The sequence below is a fragment of the Aliiroseovarius sp. B-4 genome, assembly GCF_056857795.1.
Genome location: NZ_JBSXNV010000018.1, coordinates 1 through 23,250, shown reverse-complemented (window position 1 = coordinate 23,250; position 23,250 = coordinate 1). Strand labels below are relative to the sequence as shown.

Genomic DNA, 23,250 nt, shown 5'->3' with positions numbered 1-23,250 from the left:
CTTGCGGGAGGTATCGCGTTGTGGTGCTGTTGCCCCTTTGCGATACCGGGTTTGCCCCCGGCAAACCGCCTGTCATCTGTCCCCATATCCCGCCCACCATAAGGCTGGGGATCTGGGGGCAGATGACAGGCAAGCCCGCGCCTCAGAGGACCGAGGGTCCGCTTCGTGCGAGCTGCCTTTTCCTCTCCGGCCCCAGCGTTTTCGGGCGCGGGCCTCCGGGGAAAAGACAGTTGTTCGACAGCTCGACGGCTCCGGAAATTTTCATTCCGAAGCCACCGGCTTTCGCCCAACAGGGAGGTTGGATCACAGGCCCTTCAGGAAGAGACAGGGCCTTGATCATCTCCCATCATGCACAGACGCGCCGCCTCTTGTCACGGACCAAGAGACGTCTGCTTTGCATTTCCGCCAGCAGCGTTTGCGTCTCCGCTCGGCGGTCCGCTGATGGCCAGCTACCACCTCTCCGTGAAGACGATCAAACGGTCCGCCGGGCGTTCTGCCACGGCGGCTGCCGCCTACCGTGTCGGGGAGCGCATCGAGTGCCAGCGTGAAGGCCGTGTCCACGACTACACCCGTAAGCAGGGCATCAAGGAGACGTTCATCATCGCCCCGGAGAATGCGCCCGACTGGGCTACGGACCGGTCCCGGCTCTGGAACGAGGCCGAGGCCAGCGAGACCCGCCGCAACTCCGTTACCGCCCGAGAATGGGAGCTGGCCCTGCCGTCCGAGATCAGCGCCGAGGACCGCTCGCAGATCACCCGCGAGTTCGCCGAAGAGTTGGTCAGCCGCTACGGCGTGGCCGTTGATGTGGCAATCCATGCACCGCACCGGGAAGGCGATCAGCGCAATTACCATGCCCACGTGATGACATCCACGCGGAAGCTGGAGCCGGAAGGCTTCACGGCCAAGACGCGCGTGCTGGATTCTGCCAAGACCGGCGGCGTTGAGATCGAGCAGATGCGCGGCGTCTGGGCCGAGTTGCAGAACCGGGCCCTGGAGCGGGCAGGGGAGGTTGAGCGCGTCGATCACCGGTCGCTCGAAACGCAGCGTGAAGCCGCGCTGGAGCGTGGTGACGCGCTGACCGCCGAGGAGCTGGACCGCGACCCCGAGCTGAAGCTGGGGCCAGCGGCCAATTCCATGGAGCGGCGCGCAAAGGCGATGGCCGAGCGGGAGGGGCGGGAATACAAACCTGTCACCGAACGCGGTGCCGTGGTCCATGCCGCCCGCCAGGCCCGCGCCGCGTTCCGCGAGATGCGCGAGCGGGTCGAGCTGGCCCGCGAAACCTATGGCGCGGAGCGGGAGGCCGGGCAGGGGCGTGTGTCCGCCGGTCTCGCAGCGCTGCGAGCGGCGACATCGAAAGAGCGTGGACCACGCGCGTCGGCCGATATCCGGGAACGGCTGGCGCGGATCACCGGGCGGGACGGTCCAGACCGGGACGGGCCGGAGCGTGGTGGGCAGAGTGACGAAGAACAGAAGCGTTCTCCGCAGGAGCGGTTGCGCGAGGCGCTGGACAAGGATCAGTGGGGCGAGCGGGATGTGGACGCAGAGGGTGGCAAGAAGCCGTCGATCCGTGAGCGGCTGGACGATGTGCTGAACAAGCCGCGCGAGCGGCTGGAGATCGAGGACGAACCGGAGAAAGATCGGGAGGTCGAAAACGAACGCGAGATTGATCGAGAGATCGACCGTGACCCAGGCCTCAGTCACTGACGCCACAGATCGAAAAAAAGAAGAGGAGACCGATTGAATGAACGAAGTTTTTAACGTGGGCAAGACGATCCTTTTGGATGGCAAGCCGCTGTCGCTTGTGAGGCGGGCTGGCGTCGAAGCCTGGATCGAGAAGGGGATCAGGGAGAGTGTCCGATCTTCTGTGTAGCTGCGCCTTGGTCAATGCTTCCTGAGAGGAGCAAGGGCAATGACAATTTCCAAGGAATTACTGGACGAACTATTGAAGGGCTGCGAGCGGCCTGAAGATCTGCTGGGTGATACCGGGCTTATGAAAGATCTCAGGATCAAGTTGATGGAACGGATGCTCGGGGCTGAACTGACGGCACACCTGGGCTATGAGGAAGGCAAGGACGCGCCGCCGGGTCAGGCCAACCGGCGCAACGGCACAGCCAGCAGCGTGCGCGGAAACGGACTTCCCAGACGATGGCTTCACGGCCTTGCGACCACGTTTGTTCAATCAGACCCGGAGAGAGTTTGGTCAAGAACACACTCCACGCCGTGCTTAGAGGATCATCAGCCGAATGCCGTAGGCCACGACGGCCAGCGCCGCGACCGACGCGCCCCAGATCAGGACAAACCAGAGCAGCTTGCGGCCCATGTCAGTGGTAGCCTTCGCCGTGCTGCATCTTGCCGCGGAAGACCCAGTAGGCATAGGCGGTGTAGCCCAGGATGATCGGGACCAGCACCGCCGCGCCCACGAACATGAAGAGCTGCGACTTGTAGGGGCTGGCGGCGTCCCACAGCGTCACCTCGGTCGGGATGACGTAGGGCCACATGCTGACGCCCAGACCCAGGAAGCACAGACCGAACAGGCTCAAGGTGATGATGAAGGGCAGCCAGTCCCCGCGTTCGGTATAGAGGGTGCGCGCCAGCAGCAGGACCAGACCGATCACCAGGAGCGGGATGGGCGATACCTGAAGGATGGCGGGCCATTCGAACCAGCGGTCGAAATAGGCCTGTTCCAGAAACGGCGTGGCCAGGCTGACCGCGCCGATGAACCCGGCGGTGGCGAAGCTCAGCACCTTGGCGAAGGCACGGACGCGGCGCTGTATGTCGCCTTCGACGCGCCAGTTCAGCCAGGTGGCGCCCAGAAGGCCGTACCCGGTCACCACGGCCACGCCGCAAAGAAGTGTGAAGGGCGTCAGCCAGTCGAAGAAGCCGCCGCCATAGGCGCGGCCGTCGACCTCGATCCCCTGCAGTAGCGTGCCCAGGATCATGCCCTGCGTCAGCGCGGCCACGACCGACCCGCCGATGAACGCCCAGTCCCAGAACCAGCGCGAGAACGCGGTGCTGGCGCGCCAGCGGAATTCGAAGGCGACGCCGCGGAAGACGAGGCCGAGCAGCATGGCGATGATCAGCGGATAGGTCGCGGGCATGATGATCGCGTAAGCCAGCGGGAAGGCGGCGAATAGCCCGCCGCCACCCAGCACCAGCCAGGTTTCGTTGCCGTCCCAGACCGGCGCGACCGTGTTCATCATCAGGTCGCGGTCCTCCTTGTCGGGGAAGAACGGGTAGAGGATGCCTATGCCCAGATCGAACCCGTCGAGCACGACATAGACATAGACGGCGAAGGCCAGAAGAAGCGCCCAGGCGACGGTCAGGTCGAAGCTGATTTCCATGGGTTTACTCCGTCGGCTGGGTGGTTGCGGTTTCGACCTGGCCGGGCGTGATGCCGGCGGTGCGGATCGGCCCCGGTTCGGCGTCGACATCGCCTTCGCCCTGTTTCGGTGGCGTCGTCATCAGCTTGAGCAGGTAGATCACGCCCGCGCCGAAGATGGCGAAATAGATCAGGACGAACGCCACCAGCGACGCGCCCACGGCGGGGGCGGCCAGCGGCGACACGGCATCGGCGGTCAGCATCTCACCATAGACGACGTAGGGTTGGCGACCGACCTCGGTCGTCATCCAGCCCGCGACGACGGCGACCAGCCCGGACGGCCCCATGACCAGCGCCGCGCGGTGCAGCCAGCGGTCGTGGAACAGATTGCCGCGCCAGCGCGACCAGAGCGACCACAGCCCTACGCCCACCATCAAAAAGCCGATGCCCACCATGATGCGGAAGGTCCAGAACACGATGGCAACGGGGGGCTGTTCGTCAATCGGTACGGTATCCAGGCCCTCCATCGACGCGTCCAGCCCCATGTTCAGGATGGGGCCGCCGATGCGCGGGATCGCGATCTGATAGTCCATCCGCTGTTCTTCCTGGTTCGGGATGCCGAACAGGATCAGGGGGATGCCGTCTTCGTAGGATTCGAAGTGCCCCTCCATCGCGAGCACCTTGGTTTTCTGGTATTCGTAGGTATTCAACCCCTGTTCGTGGCCGATGAGAACCTGCAGCGGCGCCACGATGGCGGCCATCCACATGGCCATGGAGAACATGATCCGCACGCCGCGATTGTCGCCACGCCCGCGCAGCAGGTGCCAGGCGCCCACGCCGCCCACGATGAAGGCTGTCGTTAGGTAGGCGGCAGTCAGCGTATGGGCCAGCCGGTAGGGGAAGGACGGGTTGAAGATGATCGCCCACCAGTCGTCGGGCAGGAACTGGCCGTTGTCGCCAATGACGAAGCCCGCGGGCGTGTGCATCCAGCTGTTGACCGACAGGATCCAGGTCGCCGAAATCGCGGTGCCCACGGCGACCAATAGCGTGGCGACCATGTGCAGCGTGTTGCCCACCTTTTCGCGTCCGAACAGCATGATGCCCAGGAATCCCGCTTCGAGAAAGAAGGCGGTCAGCACTTCATAGGCCATAAGCGGGCCCAGGATCGGTCCGGTCCGGTCGGAGAATACCGACCAGTTGGTGCCGAACTGGTAGGACATGACGATGCCCGACACGACGCCCATGGCGAACGAGATCGCGAAGATCTTTACCCAGAACTTGAAGAGCTTCAGGTAAGCGTCGTCCTTTTTCCACAGATAGAGGCCGTTCAGGACCGCGAGAAAGCTTGCCAGCCCGATGGAAAAGGCCGGGAAGATGAAATGGAACGCGACGGTGAATCCGAACTGGATGCGTGCCAGCAGTGTGGCGTCCAAACCGAATGACAGGTCCATGACGGGAACCCTTTCCGTTGATGGGGACAGGCTGGAGGTATGCCGGTTCCGTCTCGTTTCCAATGCGACCAAATGGCGTCGGTCAAGCCTGTTTCTCCAATGTATCGCGAATAACCGGCGGCAGATGGTCCGCGAACTTGCGCGACAGAAGCGCCAATACGCGCGGGCTGGACGTCGGACATGGATTCGACGTTCTGGATGCAGGTGAAGGGCGTCGCGCTGCGTTCGATCGCCTGTAGGCTGATGACAGACTGGCCCGAATTGCTTGGGGCCAGGGTTGCCCCGGAAAATCCTGCTTGCGGATTCCCGAAGCTGCTTATCATCGAGATAATTTCCATGGTATTGGAAAAAAGGCGAAAAATGGTTTAGAGGTCACCCGACAAACGACCTTTACATGGCCGGAATGTGCTCCAGAAACGGCCAACGTTGGTGGTGAACTCGACTGCGGCGCTTGCCGCGAGCAGGTTTGAGCCGACAGCAAACTGACAGGATGTTCACCATGGCCGATACCCTTCGTCTCGATCTCCCGCTGTTGCTTCCCGATGTGCCGGACGCGCGTGACGCCTGTGTTCGACGGCTGATCGAGAGCCTTGAGCCTCGCGACGGCGTCGAGCGCGTGCACATTCGCGACGAAGAGGACGGCGCAGGTGCGGAGTTGTGTATTCATTACGACCCCGCCGTCCTTCCGCTTGAGCGCATCCGCCAACTCGCCGGGACCTTCGGGGCGGAAATTGCCGCAAAGTTCGGGCATGTGGTTTGGCAGGTTGACGGGATCGCGGATCAGCGCCGGGCGAGGACCGTCAGCGAGAACGTGCGCCGTCTGTCGGGGGTTGTCGAGGCCCACGCCAACGCGGGCGGTCCCCTGCGGATCGAGTTCGACCGGGCGCAAACCGATGAGGACACCATCCGCAAATCCCTTGAGGAGATGAAGGTATCGCCGGAGCGGGAGAAACCCGGTCCCGCAAGTGCCGACAAGGCGGATGACCACGATCACGCCCACGGAGGTATTTTCGGGGCGCAGACCGAACTGATCTTTGTGGGGCTGTGCGGTGTGCTTCTGCTTATTGGCTGGCTTTTGCCGAAGTTTGTGGCGATGCCGTCATGGGCGCCCCTGTTCGTCCTTGTCTCCGCCTATTTCTTCGGCGGCTACTATGCTCTGCGCGAGGCCATCGACAGTGTCCGCAATGGCCGGTTCGAGATTGATTTCCTGATGCTTGTGGCGGCGGCGGGCGCGGCGGCACTTGGCGAATGGGCCGAGGGCGCGTTGCTGCTGTTCCTTTTCAGCCTTGGTCATGCGCTGGAAGGCTATGCCATGGGTCGCGCCAAGCGGGCCATTGAAGCGCTTGGTGCCCTGGCACCCAAAACGGCCACCGTACGCCGGGACGGCAAGGTCGAGGAGATCGCCGTCGATGCCTTGCGGGTCGGTGACATTGTGCTGGTGAAACCGAACGAGCGACTGGCCGCAGACGGCTTTGTCATCAAGGGTGAAAGCAGCGTCAATCAGGCACCGATTACCGGCGAGAGCGTGCCGGTGGACAAATCGCCCGTCGGGGACGCGAACGTGGCCGCCGAAAAGCCCGACCTGGTGGATGCCGGAAACCGTGTTTTTGCCGGTACGATCAACGGTGGCGGCGCATTGGAAATCCAGGTCACGCGCACATCGGCGGATTCGACCCTCGCCCGTGTCGTCAAGATGGTGAACGAGGCCGAAACCAACCAATCGCCCACACAGCGCCTGACCGACCGGTTCGAGCGCATCTTTGTTCCGGCGGTGCTGGTACTTGCCATCGCGCTGTTGTTCGCGGGCTTCGTCATCGACGAGCCCTTCAGCGACACATTTTATCGCGCCATGGCGGTTCTGGTGGCGGCAAGCCCCTGTGCGCTCGCCATCGCGACGCCAAGCGCGGTTCTCAGCGGGGTGGCACGCGCCGCACGCGGCGGCGTCCTGGTCAAGGGCGGTGCGCCGCTTGAAAATCTGGGGCGGCTGACAGCCATTGCTTTCGACAAGACCGGCACCTTGACCGAAGGTAAGCCAAAGCTGGTCGATGTGGTGACGGCCGAGGGTGCCGAGGAAAAAGACCTTCTGCGGGTGGCAATCGGGGTCGAGGCGCTGAGTGACCATCCTCTCGCCGCCGCCGTTGTCAGGGACGGGCGCGAACGGCTTGGCGACATACCCGCCGCCGAGGCGTCCGATCTGCGCAGCATCACCGGGCGCGGTGTCGTGGCCCAGGTCGATGGCGAGACGACCTATATCGGCAAGGACGATCTGTTTGCCGAAGTCGATGGCCCGCCCATGCCCGACACGTTGCGCGCAAAGGTCGAGGCGCTGGAAGCAGGCGGGCGCACCACGATGGTCGTGCGCCAGGGGGACAGGTATCTCGGGGTGATCGGCCTGATGGATACACCGCGCGAAGCGGCCCCGGCGGTCATCAAGGCGCTGCACGAGATCGGCATCCGCCGGATGATCATGATTTCGGGCGACAATCAGAAAGTCGCCGACGCTGTGGCGCGGGCCATCGGCCTTGACGAGGCGCGCGGCGATCTGATGCCGGATGACAAGGTGGAAACGATCAAGAGCCTGCGCGCCGAGGCCAAGGTCGCCATGGTCGGCGACGGTGTCAATGACGCGCCTGCGATGGCGAACGCCACGGTCGGCATCGCCATGGGCGCGGCGGGTTCGGATGTGGCGCTGGAAACCGCCGATGTGGCGCTGATGGCGGACAATCTGAACCATCTGCCTTTCGCCGTGGCGTTGAGCCGGTCGACAAGTGCAATCATCCGGCAAAACCTGTGGTTCAGCCTGGGGGTTGTCGCCTTTCTGGTCCCTGCCACGATCCTTGGTCTGGGAATTGGTCCCGCGGTGGCCGTCCACGAGGGATCGACGGTTGTCGTTGTCTTCAACGCACTGCGATTGCTCGCATTCCGCTTTGCGCCGCCGACCGCGGCTGTGGAGGCGGCACCCGCCCCGGACACCAGGGCGGCAGCCTGACAGCACAGGTCAGCCGCTTGCGGGGCGGCACATCCACATGTGGCGACATCATCACAGCGTGAGGGGCGGCGTTGTCCCGCTCTGTTCCAGAACCCAACGGGCGCGCCAGCTGTCCGAATGCCTTTCCAGCAGCAGATAGTTGCGTTCCGCGATATAGCGCGATGCCTGTCCGGGGATGCGCCGGATTCGGATCGGATTCCCCCTGAGCGGCGATTCACCGAGTTGTGCAAGGGCACCCAGGAATCGCGCCCAGGCCTTGGGCGGGGCGCGATGCGCGATACCGGATGCGACCAACTGGTGCAGCCAGCGGTCGGTGCGAAGCTTCATCGTGGCGCGCGTCGCCAGATGGATTTCCCCCGAGAGCACGGTAACGTCATGGCCGTCGGCAAGCGCGATGTCGCGAACCAGCCGCAGCATGTCGCACCATTCTGCGCGATGGGCACGGCTTTGCCACTGATCGCGCAGATCGTCCTCGTATTTCTGCATCTTCGGGACGGCAACCATCAGCGCCTCGAGCAGCGATAGGCGCGGACCCAGCAACGGGACGCTGGACATCAGGAACGTGTGGCCCTGAACCGGTGCCGCGGCTTCGGCGCGCATCATCGCCCAGCCGCCCTCTCCCATGATCGCACGGCGCGTGCGCTCCGATCGCATGTCGGGTGCCAGAATGCGCAGACCAGCGGTGCGGACGCTCCAGCCCAGATGCAGGCCGGACGGGTCATGAAAGCGCCGCGGCAGATCGCCGTCCGCCGAGGCGTGCTGAAAGGTCAGGAAACTCTCGCGCGCGACCTCGAACAGGGTTTGGCCGACCGGGGAATAGGTTTTCGAGCGCGGCAGCGACCCCCAGCCATCGCAGATGTCGTGATCGTCCCACTGCATCAGCGAGGGCACGCGCGCGGCGATCCAGGCAAATTCCGGCGCGCGGTAAAGGCCAGTATAGCGTTCCAGAAAGCGTTCGCGCAGGTGATGGCGCAGATCGGCCAGATCGGCGCGGGAAGGGTCCTTCGGGATATGCTCGGGCCAGTTCTCGCTCAGCGGATGCCCCTCGGTCACCTGATCGGCATAGACCTGATCGCCGCCATGCAGCAGCAGGGAGAAGGGCGCGCTCCGGTGATCTTCCCGCAGGCGCGCCCACATCGCGTTGCGCTCGGAGCCTTCGCGCTCAAGATCGCCGATCTCCTCGCCGTTGCAGGACACATAGGCAATCCGCATATCGCCTCGCAAATCGCCTGCTACGTCGTAGCTTTCACCGCTCCATTGGTAACTGGACGGCCTGTCGGCTGGCAGGTGGAACCTTGCGCGCCATACGGTGGCATGATCGTAGTCGGCAAGGCGTTCCGCGGCATGGACGCCATCGACCGTTCTGACCGGCTCCGGGCGCGCCCGCCCGGCCGCGATGAAAAGGGCAGACAGTTGCGCCCCGGACGCCCCGATATCATCGAGAAACAGGATCGGACCGGTCATGATCGGCGGTTCGGATGTCATGTGTACCGTGGTTCGGGGCGGCGTTCAGGCACTGTTGTCACCATGAACGCGCCGCCCGTCAGTTCCATGCCGCCCGGCGGCGGCGCAGCACCGCAGGCAGGACAGTCAGCCCTATCAGCCCGACGACCCACACCAATAGAAGGGCCGCCTTGGCGAGGAAGTGAACCGGCCCCATCGCCCAGCCGACCAGCCCCTCGATATTGGCCGCATCGCGCAAGGCGTTGGCCTCGGCGCCCAGGCCGAACCAGTTTGCAAACCCGGTGCCGGTATCGGCCAGCGGACCGGCAGCGCCGGAAATCCACGCCAGCACCGGATCGACCAGCCACCACACGCCAAGCGCAAGCGCGGACCACAAGACCAGCCCGGCCACGATGACCGAGCCCGGAATATTCAGCGCAGGCAGGCTTCTGCGGTCGCGATACCCGTAACCGACTTCTTCGTCATGATACGCATCCGGCTCGCGATATCGCTCGTGTCTGGATGGCTTGAACCGATGATGTCCCATGATTTGTCCACCTAGTCGAACAATTCGCGCAGGAACGATTTCCGGCCGCGATACCCGTGTTTGCCATGGCTACCGTGTTTGCTGTATCCGCCCCGGTCGTCGTAACCCCGGGGTTCGGGCTCGCGCCGTGGCGGCGGGGCCATTTCGGCGGCACTGCGTTCGATGATCTTGTCAAGCTCGCCCCGGTCCAGCCAGACGCCCCGGCATTGCGGGCAAAAGTCGATTTCCACGCCCTGTCGGTCCGACATGCTGAGTGGAACATCGCAGACCGGACACATCATACCGGCTTTGGCGCTTCTGGGCTTCTCCATCTCGTTTCCTGGCTCCTTCAGTGTAACAACCATGTGTTCTTTTCCTGTTTTTATAGAGGTTTCCTGTTCTTATCATGAGATATAGAAACTACAGTTACTATAGCTTCAAGGGGCGACACATTGTTTTTCCCCAAAGGCGGATGTTTCCGCGCGGACTACTAATCGCGACTATCAGGCACACATTCTTGTCGCACTTTACGCGGCACAAACGGTCGTTTGTGGAAATTTCCGCCCCCTGCCCCATTGACGCTACCAAAAACCCCATTCAAAACTAACTTGGTTTTTGAAGGTTTTTGGCATGATCCTTGGCTATGCACGTGTATCAACAGAAGACCAACACCTTGACGCCCAGATCGAAGCGCTGGAGGCGGCAGGGGCAAAACGCATTTGGTCTGAAAAGATATCGGGTGCTAAGACACAACGACCCCAACTGGAGGACATGCTTAAGCAACTCCGGCCAGACGATGTGGTGACGGTCACAAAATATGATCGCCTCAGCCGATCCTTGCAGGACTTGTTGAGCATCGTCGAGGTCATTCAGGAAAAGGGTGCAGGTTTTCGGTCACTGGCTGAGGACATCGACACAACCACATCCGCTGGCCGGCTGGTGTTTCATGTCTTTGCCTCTATCGCTCAATTTGAGCGCGAACGAATTTCCGAACGAACTAAAGAGGGTCTGGCATCAGCTCGCAAACAAGGCCGGATCGGCGGTAGGCCACCTGCGCTTACGCCTGAACGCCGCGCCGAGGTGCGACGGATGCGCGACGAGGACGGGCGCGGTATTGCAGAACTAGCGCGCCTTTTTGAGGTCAGTCCTAACACGATCCGGCGTGCATAACCTGCTAGCTGCCCAACTATTTTTTATTTATAGGTGTCCGCGACACGCACCGTCCCCAGGGCGAATTTTTACGCGTCTACAATACTATGAATTTAGATATAGATTTGGATATATGAGGGTCACGATATGATTGAAGGCTTCAACATCCTCCGAAATATCGGCCAATTTGACTCGATCACACCTGGCGCGAACATCAATCTAACGCCCCTATCATTGATTTACGCTGAGAACGGTCGGGGCAAGACCACGATTGCTGCTATTCTCCGTTCTCTCGCACTCGACGAGCCTTCGCTCGTCTTGGAACGGCAAAGGCTTGGCTCTACCCACCCACCGCACATAGTTGTTCGGAACAGCGGGCAGCAGGTCATTTTTCAGAATTCCGCTTGGTCACAACCGCTACCCGAAATCGCAATCTTTGACGATGCATTCGTTGCAGCCAATGTGTGCTCTGGGATCGATCTAGGAACTGCGCACCGGCAGAACCTGCACGAACTGATCCTCGGGGCACAGGGCGTCACTCTGAATTCTCAATTGCAGGAACTTGTTGCCAAGATTGACGCGCACAACACCAGCCTACGTGAGAAGGGTGATGCGATACCCGGCAATGCTCGCGGCCCGTTCAATGTCGCAGATTTTTGCGAGCTGGACGTTGACCCAGATATAGAAACCAAGATCGAGGATGCAGGACGGCGGCTTGCAGCGGCAAAGGCGAGCGATGCCATTCGCCAGCGCTCAGGCTTTGTGCCGCTTAGCCTGCCGAACTTTGACATTGATGCGATCAATGCGGTGCTGGGCCTTACTCTCGAAGATTTACAACTGGACGCAGCAGAGCGAGTTCGTGAACATCTCGGCGCTTTGGCCAACAATGGTGAAACCTGGGTTTCTGAAGGCATGGGACACACCGCTGCATATTCTGAAAATACAGGAACAGACGCGTGCCCATTTTGCGCCCAAGACTTAAATGGTTCTGACTTAATCCTTCATTATCAAGCCTATTTCAGCGATGCCTACAAAGAGTTGAAGGCATCAATACGCCAAACCGGGGTCGGTGTGCGAGATACACACGGCGGAGATATTCCGGCTGCGTTTGAGCGCAGCATACGAACGGCTGTGCAAACGCATGAGTTCTGGAAGGACTTTGCTGAGTTGCCAGAGATTGTTGTCGATACGGCTGCTATTTCCCGTGAATGGACGGCAGCACGGGAGGCGGCATTGCAGTCTCTCAGAGACAAGGCCGCATCGCCATTAGAGGTGACGATCCTATCACCGGATGCAGTGGGTGCAATTCAGACCTATCGTCGACGCATTGATGAGATTGCGCAGCTATCTGAACGGCTGGTCGGCTGCAATGACGCGATTGATGTGGTGAAAGAACAGGCAGCCGCCGATGATGTTTCCGCGCTTCAAAGTGACCTCGCAAAGCTGAACGCACGCAAGGCACGGTTCGAACCAGCGGTCGTAGTTCTTTGCAAGGAGTACACCGACGAGAAGACAGCGAAAGCGACTACCGAAGGGCAACGCGATGCCGCACGGACCGCACTCGATAACTATCGCCAGCAAATTTTTCCGACCTATGAGACGGCGATCAACGACTTTCTGACTAGGTTCAATGCTTCTTTCAGATTGGGTAGGATGAGGTCGGTCAACAACCGGGCGGGATCATCTGCATCCTACTGCGTTGTGATCAACCAGCAGGAAGTCAATGTCACAGCATCAGACGGGCCTTCTTTCCGAAACACTCTGAGCGCAGGTGATCGAAACACGCTGGCGTTGGCGTTCTTCTTCGCATCGCTGGATCAAGACCCCAACCTAGCTCAGAAAATCGTCGTGATTGACGACCCAATGACTAGCCTCGATGAGCACCGAACGCTGCGCACCCGGCAGGAAATGCGCGGGCTTTATGCCAGGGTTGCTCAGATGATCGTGCTTTCTCACTCGAAGCCTTTCCTATGTGCCTTGTGGGAAGACGCCAGCACGAATGACCGTTCCGCTTACCGGCTCGCCCGTGCTGCAAGTGGGTCTGAGATTGCCGAATGGGATGTTCGGAATGATAGCATAACTGAGCATGATAAACGGTATGAGATGATTGCTGGTTACATCCAGTCTGGTGGCGCGGCGATCGAGCGTAAGGTTGCTGAAGCGCTGCGACCGACGCTTGAGGCGTTCATGCGGGTTGCATACCCGATTGAATTTCCACCGGGGAAATTGCTTGGTCCGTTCATTGGAGTTTGCAACCAAAGCCCAGGTACGATTATGGCACAAGCCGATGTTGCGGAACTGCGTAGTCTTCTCGACTATGCCAACAAATTTCATCACGACACGAACGCGGCTTGGGAGACGGAAGCGATCAATGATGCCGAATTGACTGACTTTGCTGAGAGGGTCGTCTTGTTTATTTCTAGGCGATGAATACACGAAGTAGATCCCCTGCCCTGGCAGCAGCACGAAAAGACGAGGTTCGACACATGGGGACCTGGAACACTGTACCGTCCCCCCAGATCGCGAGGTTGCTGAAGCGCTGCGAACGGACGATGCAGCGAGCGTAAGCTCGGCATCGCCGCGACAGTAGCGCCATAGCGATGCTTCAGACCGAGAAGTTAGGGCATCCAACCACCCAAAACTGATACGAGATTTTCTTCGATTTATCGAGTAGATAGACGATGTTCGCCTTCGGCAGTAGTGTTGGGAATCGAGCAGGTGAAGAATTGCGACAAGGCGATCCAATCTTATGGCAGACGAAACAAAGATTTATGAAGTTGATTTTTTTAGATGGTTCAAAGACCAACTGAAAGACAAGGGTCTGCAATTCTCCCAATGCGGCTTCAAACTCGGCGATAGCTTGGGCTCGCGTCACGACATTGATTTGCAAACGGGCTTCTGGAAGGAGCCGAGCTACTCGGCGAACAAACCGTCGAGATGGCTTTACCAGATCGAGCCTGACGGCGCGGGCTGGAAAGCTGTAAATCCTGCGGATGGCGCTCTGAATTTAGGTGCGATCAACGCCTCCCAAGAAGACAAGGCAGGGGTGGTGTTTCGCTTGGTGCCGTTGGTGCAGCAGGGGATGGATGACTATTTCCGCGACGACAGCCTCGAAGTACACGCGCTCTTCGTATTCCACGGTGCAACGCCGCAAGGCTCTTCTGCGGAGCCCTTCAACTTCGATCCTGACAGTGGGGCAATGACGTTCAAAGGCGCTCCCCTGCCCTATCTGTTGGCGGGGCTTCTTGGGGTGCAGCCGCGCGATCATGAGGTCGAGGTAACGCTCAATGGCACGCCACGCACGCTGACCTATGGCGAGGTGAGTGACACACTGGCGGCAGGCATTACGGTTTCGCCGGAAGGCGGTGCGACGGCACCAATCCCCGTCTATGACCTGAGCGACAAGGCGGAGTTCGAACGGCTGAAAAAGAATATCTCCGACGCTTGGAAGGCAGCGGGACCCGTAGCGGCTCCGGTTGCTGCGGCGGGCTCCGGCATTGATGACGAGGAAGACGAAGCAGTAGATGACGACGAGATCGTCGCGCCCGCCTCGCTGCATATACCCGAGATGACCGATCTCCTGGGCATCGACCCTGCGGTCTATCGCCAGATCAACGCTGCGCTCGCCTCGGGCAAGCAGCATATTATGCTATATGGCCCGCCTGGGACGGGGAAGACAACGCTCGCGCGCCATATAGCAACAGTGCTGACTGGCGGGAAATGGACATTAGTGACGGGCTCCTCGGATTGGAGTTCTCAGGACATCATCGGTGGCTATCAGCCTATCGGGAGCGGATCGGTTGCTTTCATCCCAGGGGTTTTGCTACGGCGCTTCGACCGCCCGCTCATCATCGACGAGCTAAACCGGTGCGACATCGACAAGGTGATCGGACCGCTCTTCACGGTGCTGTCGGGTCAGCAAACTACCCTACCCTACCGGCTCGACATTGAAGACAAGGATAGCCTGCAATATGTGATCCTGCCGGAGAGTAAGCCTTCGGCAGCCGAGCATGAGTTTGCGCCGGGACCGCATTGGCGGCTGGTGGCGACGATCAACTCCATCGACAAGGCGTCCCTCTACCAAATGTCCTATGCACTCGCCCGACGCTTTGGCTGGGTCTATGTCGATGCCCCCAGCGACACGGCGGGTTTCATTGAAGCCTTCCTACGCAAGGAGGAGCCTGCCTGGTCGGGACCGGTGGCAGGAGCCCCCTGCCCTCTCGCCGAATTTTGGGAGGCGATTAACTCGGTGCGGGTGATCGGTCCTGCGCCCATCATCGACGCGATGAAGGCTGTCCAGGCGATGGAAGAAGACGCGGAATTCTTCGCCGCTCCTGCTGCGTCAATAAAGGAAGCCCTGCTCGATGCGGTAGACATGGTGCTGCTTCCGATGCTCGACGGAATCGTTGTGCAGGATGCGGAGTTTTTAGCTAGCAAGGCCGTAGAGGTCCTTGGTCTTGATGCTGATCAGAGCACGCGGATTAGAGCGCGGATGGCCTCCGTGGCGGTGTGATGGAGACGCTCGACCGGGCTATCAACGACTATGCGGCAGGGGTGTTCCTGCGGTACTTTCGGCAAGGGACACTGGCGGGGGCGGAAAGCCCTCATCTTGATCACGCACGGGACCTGGACCTGCTTCGCGCGCATTGGGCGCTATCGGAACCCGTGCGGACATTTCTATCCTATGTACTGACGCATCGGCACGAAGCCCAAAGCCTGCTGCAATTCGTCAAACGGACGGACGATGCTGTCGCGCGTGGGCGGATCGACGCGCGCGGCACGATGCTCGCGCGGCGTGTTTCTGGGCATCCGTCACTCGTGGTCTACGAAGAGCCGGTGCGTAGCTTTAACACGGGGCCAAATCAAGTTGTTGCGTGGGTGGTCCAGACGGCTTCGACCTACGCGGCGCGGCTCTTCGCCATTCAGCCTACGGGATCGGCCTATGCTAGTTTAGTCGAAGAAACTATGACTGATGTGACGGCAGTAAAGCGCCTCGATGCCTTGCGCGAGGTACTGAAGAGCGTGTCCGTCCATCGCAGGCCGGGACCAGGAGCGTTGCGAGACGCCGCGCGCTCGCGGCGGATGATCTATCGGCTGGCAATAGCTGCCTATGATACTCTAGCGCGAATTGAGGCGGGAGACGAAGAGGCCCTGAGCAGAGTTCTGCAAAGCACGCTCATCGGACCTTTGGAACAGTGGCGTCGCTTTGAGTTGGCTGTGGGACTCGGAATCGGCGAAGCCCTCGCTGCGGAGACGGGCGAACCGATGAACCTTGCCCTACTCGGTAAGACATCTGGAGCGCCGGTCATTTCGTGCGGACGTTATGACATCTTCTGGCAGGGTGGCGGTGGATTGTTCGCCGCCCCCGCCCTAGAGCCCTCTGAAGAGCGACTAGAAGCGGCTCTGGCAGCTTATGGAATGAATCTCGCAGCGGATCGGCCGGACTTGGTGATCACCGACCGGCAAGCCGGTCGGGCGAAGGGAATTGTCGAGGTCAAGTATCTGGCGGGTGACACGGCAAACGCCCGCTTCCGCGAGGCTGCGGGGCAAATCGTGCGCTATGCACGGGGCTATGCCCCGGAAGCGGAGATAGATGGCCTGGTTCGCGCCTCACTCGTTGCTCTGAACCGCAGCCCCCCTGCCCTAATAGATGAAGCAGCCGCAGCGCCGCGCGCAGTGGATTTCGAGGGGTTAACCGATGGGCGGTTGCGGCTTTGGGTACGGGAGAGGCTGCTTGCTCCCCCTGCATAGCAAAGGGCAGAGGGAGCGGTGTTTACTCGGCGGCAATCTTTGACGAAGTTTTTTTGCGCATCGAGGCAGGGCGTTGAGCGCCACCGTCTGCGAAGAGCGGCACTTTTTCCTCGTTCACAGGAAGGGCGCACGGCGATGCAATTTCGTAGGGGATGCCGCGATCCTTGGGCAACGGTTGAAGCGTCGGTTCAAAGCGAGCACGTGCACCGAGGAGGTATTCTTCGGACAGTTCACAGCATGTCCAGCGGCGTTTCAAATTCTCAGCCACAACGCCTGTAACACAAGAGCCGCCGAACGGATCAACCACTAAATCGCCGGGATCAGTCAGGAAGCGAATGAAATACTCAGGGAGTTGCGCGGGAAAGCGTGCCGGATGAATTGGGATGTTTTCGGCGCGACAATTATCTTGGTAACGCCCATTGGATTCCGTATTCGCGATAGCCAGCAGGTTCGGCGGAACAGAACCGCCGTTGTCTTTGTTGAACTTGTCAGAAATGTCGTGCCCAGACGGACGTAGCTTGGCTTTGTAACCATTTTTCAGCAGATGCTTCATCGACTTGGAATACGGCTGAAGGACGCGTTTGTTATTGGCTTTGGGAAATGGTGTCTTTGAGAGCCACCAGACGGTGTTCACAGCATCTTTGACGCGGACTCGGCGGACGTTGACCCATTCCGCTGGGGTTGGAAGCTTTGACGGGTTGAACCAGTAATGCTCCTGGCACAGATGAAAACCATACTCCTCGACCAGCATGACGAGAAGTTTGAAATGGTAGAGACTGCGGGTTGGCTGCCCAGGCACCCAGGCACCGCCAATATCAATAACCAGGCTTCCTGTGTCCTTCAGGACGCGATGAGCACCTTCGGCGAAGGGTCGAAACCAGTCGCAATACCGATCAGCGTCTTCATTCCCATAACTCTTTTTTCGCACCAATCCGAAAGGCGGCGAAGTCATGATGAGATCGACGCTGTTCTCTTTAGCTTTATTGAACAGATAGCTGCGGCTATCGCCCCAGAGAATTTCTCCATGTTCAGTCTTGTGAAACAGTCTCAGCAGCTTGGCCGGGAAATCGCGCGGGTTGGTCTTTTTCGGCCCTAAGTTAGGTTCTTCCGTCTGGGCAAACTGTGCATGAAGAGCCCGGAAGTATTCGCTCAGAGAGCCATATCCTTGAGCAGCAGCAGCGGCTTCTATTTCCGAACGCTCTTCTTCTGTAAGACGGACGTTTGCTGCCTTAGTCCTTGGATTCGTTGCTTTTGGTCGCGCCATTTGATTCCTCGCCTGTTTTACAAACGCACCCTAGCTGAGGGTTTTCTGTAACACAACAACCAGATGGATTAACCGTCACACAAAAACATAAATAGTGGTTTAATGTCGGAAATTGTGAGGCTAGATTGACGAGTTTTCGGCAAGCCACCTACACAAAGGCGGCTAAGTGCGGTTTTCAACCTACATCGAAGCAGCAAATGGATTTGCAAGATTAAAATCGGCACATGATTGGTAACTGTTATCTGTTACCTTCTGCGGCCATCAATTTCAGCCGTGTTGGGAATGTTAATCCCGCCCGCCCTCAGGCACTCATACAGCAACTCTTTCTGGGTCACGCCACGCTTTTGGGCCTCTGAGGCAAAGGCCTCCTTGATTGGCTTAGGGACATTCGTGAAAGAAAATTGGACACGCGGGGCGTCTTTCAGAGCCGTAGACTTGGCTTTGCTTACGCTTGGCAGTGGAGCCGAGAGTTCTTTCAACTTCCGGGCGCTATCGTCGTTATCTAGATCATCATCAAGATTTACGCTGACTTTGGCCATGAACCGCTCCTGTAGAAACTGATAAGGCCCCTGCCCTGCAAGTCCGCCAATACAGACTTCGCGGTTCGCCTCGCCGATCCTTGCGGAGACTGGCCCGTTGAAGTCATCTCCTTGAATCCGGTGCGATGTGCGCACATCGCATTGAGACGTGGCACCTTCTGAGCATCAAGCGCATCGGTAATCGCTTGAGTGATATTCGTGTTGGTATCTACGTCCATCATTACAACGAGCGCCAGAATGTCCTTTTCCATTGTCTCTGCCACGCTTTGCACGTGCGAAAATGTCCGCTTTGCGCCTTTCGCATCTGCCTCATTCGCTTTGGAAGGTATGAGGATCAGGTTTGCGGCTGCTATGGCATGCATTGCCATTGCAGACTTGAACCCCGCCGTGTCCACAAAGATCGCATCGTAAGCCGGGTCGGCCTTTTTCAGAGCCTTAACAGTAGGGATGAGCTTTTCGTCATCCTCTTCATAAAGCCAGTCGAGACTGGTCTGGTCCTTCTTTGCCCACGACTCCAAATGCCGCTGCGGGTCTGTGTCAATCACTGCAATTTTAGCGCCATCCTCGACCATCAGACTTGCGATAGCTGTCAGGAGCGTCGTCTTTCCGGCCCCGCCTTTTTCCTGAACTACACTGATAACCTGTGTCATGATCTGCTCTCTTTTTTGCATACCTTAACTGATAACTAATAACAGTCAACTGATAATAGATATGCCTTATGTGTTACCAGTTAGGGAGCCTTACCTTTTCGCTCATACCACTTTCGGCAGAATCCAACGAAAGCACCTTCCGGATGACGCGGTGGCTCGCTCATCCACATGCGCCATTCCTGTTCAAGAAAGTATACATCCCAAGTTGGCGCGGCTTCACGCGCCTTTTCATAGGCTTCCGATGACAAGCTAACGGTGGCATCTGCGCTGAGTGCTGGCTTGTCTCCGTAAACATCCAGGAACTCCGGCTTCGGCGAGACTTCCAGAATGTCATGCAACAGCCTGAAGCTGTAGTCGGGCATATGTGACTGGTTCTCGTCAGCCTTGCAGATTGTCTTGACGAGTCTCTTAAACTCTTTCGACGTAGAGGTCGAACCGGTCTTGTGTTGAAGCTTGTCCAGGCCGATCCGCCAAACGTCCTGTTTTCCGCAATGCTTCCGGGCCAGCTCATACAGGCGTCGCTCCAAAGGCTTTCGAAGCTGAAAATACGCCTTGTGCAATGTCAGAACATTCTTGTTTTCAATGGCTTTTACCAGCCAATCACCCATTTCGAGCTCTACACTGAGAAGGCGGCCTGTGGAGTCTTCCTTGACGATTTTAGCGTCTGTAATGAATGAGATGGAGCGCCATTCTCCAACACCATGATCATGGATATTCGTCTCGATCTGGGTGAACTGGAGACGGGTGAGGGCGCGACGCAAAGTTGCATATGCCTGTCCAGTCGTGTGCCGATTGGTTGCCTTCAGCAAATCATGGGCTGAGATACGGACACGGCGTCCTATTTCCTGCCCTTCATTCTTTGCTGCCATAAGCTGACTCAGGACATAAATCAGAATATCCCTGTCGAAGACGTTAGCCCGGCCCTCTTCTGCCGCTGGCGTGATCTTCACTTTGACATTGCCCTGTTCATATTGGAAAGCAGCCATGTCTTTCTTGACTGACAGCGAGAACAATGGATGCTCCATTGAAGCCCTGTCGCTTTTGGGAGTGGCGTCCAGGATATCGCACACGAACAGATCAGGTTCGGTATGCCGCTGTGGGAGCAAAGCTGTTCTTTTGCGAGGCCGTGCCATTATTCGATAGTCTACCCACCATTATTCGACAGTCTGCCCACCAGACGCGAATGTTCTTCGATACTCTACACACCTTTCTTCGATAGTCTACCCACCATTCTTCGATACTCTACACACCGGTAGGCAAAAATAGGTGGAATTTCCGAAGCAAGATCAGTGGGTTGGGGGCAGACCGATTCTCGTAACACCTTTAATAACACATATATAACACCCACAGATTGGCAACTGACCCGTGGAGAACTTTCAACAGAACCTTCAGTCCGGATAATGCACGCAGGCGAATCCGCCTGTTGAAGCGTTGAGCCACTGACCGCCAAAGACAGCGCATGTGGCACCGTTGATTGCTGAGAAACGAGGAAGCAGCACCGCCATCGCCAAGGCCAGAACGACAGCACCCAGTCCGAACCAGGGCAGGCGGCTTTTGAACCGTTCCACTTTCACCTCTCGGGCGCGAATAGCATTGATCACGTCCCATTTGTCCTTTTCGGCTTGGGCAAGAACACCCACGGTCTGGTTTGTCTTCTGATCCAGGACATTTACGGAATGGACAATCGAGTTCAGGGTTTCCCTGATCTTGCCGTCGATGGTTTCGCCCACCAACTCGCCGTAATGCTCTGGATCGGTTTGGCTCTGGGCAATTGCAGCGGCCCTTCGGGCCTCATTCGCTGCAGTTGTCACCCGGTTGATCGCCTTGGTTTGATCTTCCACTTGATCGGACATGGTGAGTGTCAGGCCAGCGAGGCGATCCAGCGTTTCGCGCAGCTCATCATCGGAAAGGGCAGGGGAGGCGGATTGACTGGACATTGAGGACCTTCTTTCTCGTTACTGGCTCTGCGGGACAAACAGCCCCTTGAATTCGGGATCGGCGTAGTATCGCAATTTTCGGGCCACAGCGGTGCGTTGGCCCTGAACGCGCAGGAGCTGGTTGTCCGGATGCACCTGCATGATTTCATCGGGAGTGAGCAGATCGCGGCCCGTGACGTTGTGGGAGGTGGACGGCACGTCCCCCGGTTTGTAATTCCGGGTTTGATACCCGGCGGTTTCCTGGCCGATCATCCGGCTCAGCCATTGAGCTGTTTCCAGATCGTTCACACCGAAGACCTGTTGAACACCGGCATTGGCCACGAAGGTGCCCGCGCGCTTGCCGTAAAGTGCGTTGAGCTGGCTCATGTCCTGCAGGATCGGCCAGAGTTGCAGCCCATAGCCCGCCATCAACCCCATGGCACGCTCTACGGCCTCCAGACGGCCCAGAGCGGCAAATTCATCGAGCAGGAAGAGGGCAGGCCCCATCGTGGGGTTCGAGGCCTTCAGGCCCTCTGTGCCCCCGTCAGAGGCGTTCTGAGGCTGTGCCAGTGTCGCTGACACCTCTGCGTCCCGTGCGATGTCCTGGAGCGCCTGGGAGACCAGAAGGCGCAGCCAGCGGCTGTAGGTATCAAGGCGATTAGGCGGCAGGACGAGAAAGACGGTGGTGGTCCGGTGGCGCAGATCGGAGAAGGCAAAATCCGACCGTGTCATGCATCTGGCAATCCGGGCGCTGTCGAGGAAATGGGTGTGGCGTTGCGCACTGGACAGGACCGAAGCGGCTTCCCGATCCGCCTTTCCGGCGAAGCGGTTTGCGGCGCGGGCGATCAACCCGCCTGCTGCGTCGCTGTCCTGCATCAGCTCAATGAGCGCCCGTAGCCTGTCGGGTGGCAGGGTGAGGTATTCCCGGACGGTGGCAAGGGTTCGACGGTCGAGGTCCTCGTGGCAAACGCAGAACATGATCAACCCACCGAGGATGGCTTTGGCTTCCTCGTTCCAGTGGGCCTCCGACACCTGATCCGGCGGGTCCATGACCAGCGCATCCGCCAGAGAGGCGGCATCCTCACCCAGATCAAGACTGTCGGGAGACAACCGGTCCAGTGGATTGTACGCAGCCGATGCCATCCCGGTGACCTCAAACGGATCGAGGATATGCACGTCACCAAAGCGCCGCCGCGCTTCCCCGGCGATCCGCGCATTCTCCCCCTTGGGATCGATGACCAGGACGGAGCGTTCTGCCAAGAGCAGGTTTGGGATGACCGTGCCGACGCCTTTCCCGGCCCGTGTCGGTGCGAGGGTCAGCAGATGGGCGGGGCCATCGTAGCGCAGGAGACGCCCGGTATGCGGGTTGCGGCCGATCAGCAGGCCGTTCTCGCCTTCCAGTTTCTTCAGCTCCTTGCGGCTGGCAAACCGGGCAGAGCCGTGGCTGTCGTCGGCCCCGGAAAAAAGGTTTGCGGACAGTCCGGAGCGGTCGAGAAAATCCTGAAACGCGACAACCACGCCGATGAAGATGCAGGGGCCAAGGACGAGCCAGTGTTTCCATTGCTCACCCGGGTCATTCTCGAAAATTACGAGGACAAGAATACCGCCAACGAGAAAACCGCCGATCAGACCAATTGAGAGCCAGACGACCGCCCATCCCAGCAGGAAGGGCGCACCGAACAGGATCAGGACGATGCGCAGGCACCACACCCAGAACAACAGAAATGTCCGTCTGATCATCCCTGGTCCCGCCTGACATCAGAGATCGGGGCAGGGGAGGGGGCATCGTCGCCAGGGGGCGTTTCCCCCCATCCGTCGAAGGCCTTGCGATCCTGTTCCCGTGTCAGGTTGCGGATCAGACGGTCGAGCATGGCGGCAGCGTTGGAATCCCGTTCCGCCAGGTCCATGAGCGCCCCGCCCAGGATCACTTTGCGCCGTGTATCCAGTTTGCGCTGACGAGTGGTTTCCCGATTGCGCAGCGCCTGCAGGCGGGCCTTGGCCTGGGCATATCGTTTCTCGGCGCGCTCGAGTTCCGTCTCTGCCATGTCACTGTCCTTACCGCTCAAAAATACCTTGGTTGAAACTGGTCTTGCCAGAATCAGCTTTAGCGCGTACCCGTAGGCCTGTAAAGGACAAGGGCGCACTTATGCAAACTCTCCACCTGCGGTTCCGAGATTTGCGTGCGATCTCTCCGGGGCAAAGCCCCAGCCGATGGCAGACCCCTTCGATGCGGAGCGCATCGAAATGGGAGAC

At 59.2% G+C, this 23,250-nt stretch carries 21 protein-coding genes and 1 pseudogene; 9 read left to right on the top strand and 13 right to left on the bottom strand.

The genetic code is table 11. The features are described from left to right. Positions 1 to 441: 441 nt before the first annotated feature. The 3 genes and pseudogenes from mobQ to AC13C8_RS00850 form a co-directional block, all read left to right on the top strand. Positions 442 to 1,704, top strand: coding sequence for a MobQ family relaxase (gene mobQ, locus AC13C8_RS00860; RefSeq protein WP_482846091.1), 1,263 nt, complete (start codon positions 442 to 444; stop codon positions 1,702 to 1,704). A gap of 37 nt (positions 1,705 to 1,741) precedes the next feature. Further along, on the top strand, positions 1,742 to 1,870 hold the full coding sequence (locus tag AC13C8_RS00855; protein WP_482846090.1) for a hypothetical protein: 129 nt from the start codon (positions 1,742 to 1,744) through the stop codon (positions 1,868 to 1,870). A 39-nt stretch (positions 1,871 to 1,909) separates the two neighbouring features. Then, a pseudogene (locus AC13C8_RS00850) lies at positions 1,910 to 2,122 on the top strand (transposase); the annotation flags it as partial. A 102-nt stretch (positions 2,123 to 2,224) separates the two neighbouring features. Here the strand turns inward: AC13C8_RS00850 and AC13C8_RS00845 are convergent. Genes AC13C8_RS00845 through AC13C8_RS00835 form a run of 3 tightly spaced genes read right to left on the bottom strand, consistent with a single transcriptional unit; the run spans position 2,225 to position 4,770 of the window. Then, the gene (locus AC13C8_RS00845) at positions 2,225 to 2,320 is read right to left on the bottom strand and encodes a DUF2474 family protein (RefSeq protein WP_482846089.1); all 96 of its coding nucleotides are present in this window, start codon (positions 2,318 to 2,320) and stop codon (positions 2,225 to 2,227) included. Between the two features lies 1 nt (position 2,321). Continuing rightward, positions 2,322 to 3,341, bottom strand: coding sequence for a cytochrome d ubiquinol oxidase subunit II (cydB, locus tag AC13C8_RS00840; RefSeq protein WP_482846088.1), 1,020 nt, complete (start codon positions 3,339 to 3,341; stop codon positions 2,322 to 2,324). A 4-nt stretch (positions 3,342 to 3,345) separates the two neighbouring features. After that, a complete protein-coding gene (locus AC13C8_RS00835; protein WP_482846087.1) occupies positions 3,346 to 4,770 on the bottom strand; it encodes a cytochrome ubiquinol oxidase subunit I in 1,425 nt (474 codons plus the stop codon). Positions 4,771 to 4,950: 180 nt separating this feature from the next. Here AC13C8_RS00835 and AC13C8_RS00830 point away from each other — a divergent pair, with 180 nt between their 5' ends. Beyond that, positions 4,951 to 5,139, top strand: a complete 189-nt coding sequence (locus tag AC13C8_RS00830; RefSeq protein ID WP_482846086.1) for a hypothetical protein — start codon at positions 4,951 to 4,953, stop codon at positions 5,137 to 5,139. Between the two features lie 130 nt (positions 5,140 to 5,269). Next, positions 5,270 to 7,759, top strand: a complete 2,490-nt coding sequence (locus AC13C8_RS00825) for a heavy metal translocating P-type ATPase (RefSeq protein WP_482846085.1) — start codon at positions 5,270 to 5,272, stop codon at positions 7,757 to 7,759. A 51-nt stretch (positions 7,760 to 7,810) separates the two neighbouring features. Here the strand turns inward: AC13C8_RS00825 and AC13C8_RS00820 are convergent, their stop codons facing one another. From AC13C8_RS00820 to AC13C8_RS00810, 3 genes are read right to left on the bottom strand one after another with little or no spacing between them, the layout of a single operon-like run. Further along, complete coding sequence (locus AC13C8_RS00820; protein WP_067916192.1) at positions 7,811 to 9,244, bottom strand: alkaline phosphatase D family protein; 1,434 nt, start codon at positions 9,242 to 9,244, stop codon at positions 7,811 to 7,813. A gap of 58 nt (positions 9,245 to 9,302) precedes the next feature. Then, on the bottom strand, positions 9,303 to 9,749 hold the full coding sequence (locus AC13C8_RS00815) for a hypothetical protein (RefSeq protein ID WP_482846084.1): 447 nt from the start codon (positions 9,747 to 9,749) through the stop codon (positions 9,303 to 9,305). Positions 9,750 to 9,760: 11 nt separating this feature from the next. Continuing rightward, complete coding sequence (locus AC13C8_RS00810; RefSeq protein WP_150120307.1) at positions 9,761 to 10,030, bottom strand: TFIIB-type zinc ribbon-containing protein; 270 nt, start codon at positions 10,028 to 10,030, stop codon at positions 9,761 to 9,763. 328 nt (positions 10,031 to 10,358) lie between these two features. Between AC13C8_RS00810 and AC13C8_RS00805 the strand changes: the two genes are divergently transcribed. The 4 genes from AC13C8_RS00805 to AC13C8_RS00790 all read left to right on the top strand — a co-directional run bounded on the left by AC13C8_RS00805 (position 10,359) and on the right by AC13C8_RS00790 (position 16,628). Beyond that, positions 10,359 to 10,898: a recombinase family protein gene (locus AC13C8_RS00805; protein WP_482846083.1), complete on the top strand. Its 540-nt coding sequence runs from the start codon at positions 10,359 to 10,361 to the stop codon at positions 10,896 to 10,898. A 126-nt stretch (positions 10,899 to 11,024) separates the two neighbouring features. After that, complete coding sequence (locus AC13C8_RS00800) at positions 11,025 to 13,307, top strand: AAA family ATPase (RefSeq protein ID WP_482846082.1); 2,283 nt, start codon at positions 11,025 to 11,027, stop codon at positions 13,305 to 13,307. Positions 13,308 to 13,626: 319 nt separating this feature from the next. After that, on the top strand, positions 13,627 to 15,390 hold the full coding sequence (locus tag AC13C8_RS00795; protein ID WP_482846080.1) for an AAA family ATPase: 1,764 nt from the start codon (positions 13,627 to 13,629) through the stop codon (positions 15,388 to 15,390). Continuing rightward, positions 15,387 to 16,628 (top strand): hypothetical protein, encoded by a 1,242-nt coding sequence (locus AC13C8_RS00790; protein WP_482846079.1) that lies wholly within the window; start codon positions 15,387 to 15,389, stop codon positions 16,626 to 16,628. The genes AC13C8_RS00795 and AC13C8_RS00790 overlap by 4 nt, the downstream gene beginning before the upstream one ends. Before the next feature lie 22 nt (positions 16,629 to 16,650). On the opposite strand, the gene AC13C8_RS00785 is transcribed toward AC13C8_RS00790, so the two are convergent. The 7 genes from AC13C8_RS00785 to AC13C8_RS00755 form a co-directional block, all read right to left on the bottom strand. Then, the gene (locus tag AC13C8_RS00785) at positions 16,651 to 17,892 is read right to left on the bottom strand and encodes a DNA-methyltransferase (RefSeq protein ID WP_482846078.1); all 1,242 of its coding nucleotides are present in this window, start codon (positions 17,890 to 17,892) and stop codon (positions 16,651 to 16,653) included. A 245-nt stretch (positions 17,893 to 18,137) separates the two neighbouring features. Further along, complete coding sequence (locus AC13C8_RS00780) at positions 18,138 to 18,431, bottom strand: hypothetical protein (RefSeq protein WP_482846077.1); 294 nt, start codon at positions 18,429 to 18,431, stop codon at positions 18,138 to 18,140. Beyond that, positions 18,413 to 19,081, bottom strand: coding sequence for a ParA family protein (locus AC13C8_RS00775; protein WP_482846076.1), 669 nt, complete (start codon positions 19,079 to 19,081; stop codon positions 18,413 to 18,415). The genes AC13C8_RS00780 and AC13C8_RS00775 overlap by 19 nt, the downstream gene beginning before the upstream one ends. 80 nt (positions 19,082 to 19,161) lie before the next feature. Then, positions 19,162 to 20,214: a replication initiator protein A gene (locus AC13C8_RS00770; protein ID WP_482846075.1), complete on the bottom strand. Its 1,053-nt coding sequence runs from the start codon at positions 20,212 to 20,214 to the stop codon at positions 19,162 to 19,164. A 255-nt stretch (positions 20,215 to 20,469) separates the two neighbouring features. Continuing rightward, on the bottom strand, positions 20,470 to 21,018 hold the full coding sequence (locus AC13C8_RS00765) for a hypothetical protein (RefSeq protein WP_482846074.1): 549 nt from the start codon (positions 21,016 to 21,018) through the stop codon (positions 20,470 to 20,472). Positions 21,019 to 21,036: 18 nt separating this feature from the next. Then, positions 21,037 to 22,737, bottom strand: a complete 1,701-nt coding sequence (locus AC13C8_RS00760) for a type IV secretory system conjugative DNA transfer family protein (RefSeq protein WP_482846073.1) — start codon at positions 22,735 to 22,737, stop codon at positions 21,037 to 21,039. Next, on the bottom strand, positions 22,734 to 23,042 hold the full coding sequence (locus tag AC13C8_RS00755; RefSeq protein ID WP_482846072.1) for a mobilization protein: 309 nt from the start codon (positions 23,040 to 23,042) through the stop codon (positions 22,734 to 22,736). Before AC13C8_RS00755 ends, AC13C8_RS00760 begins: the two co-directional genes overlap by 4 nt. Between the last annotated feature and the right edge of the window lie 208 nt (positions 23,043 to 23,250).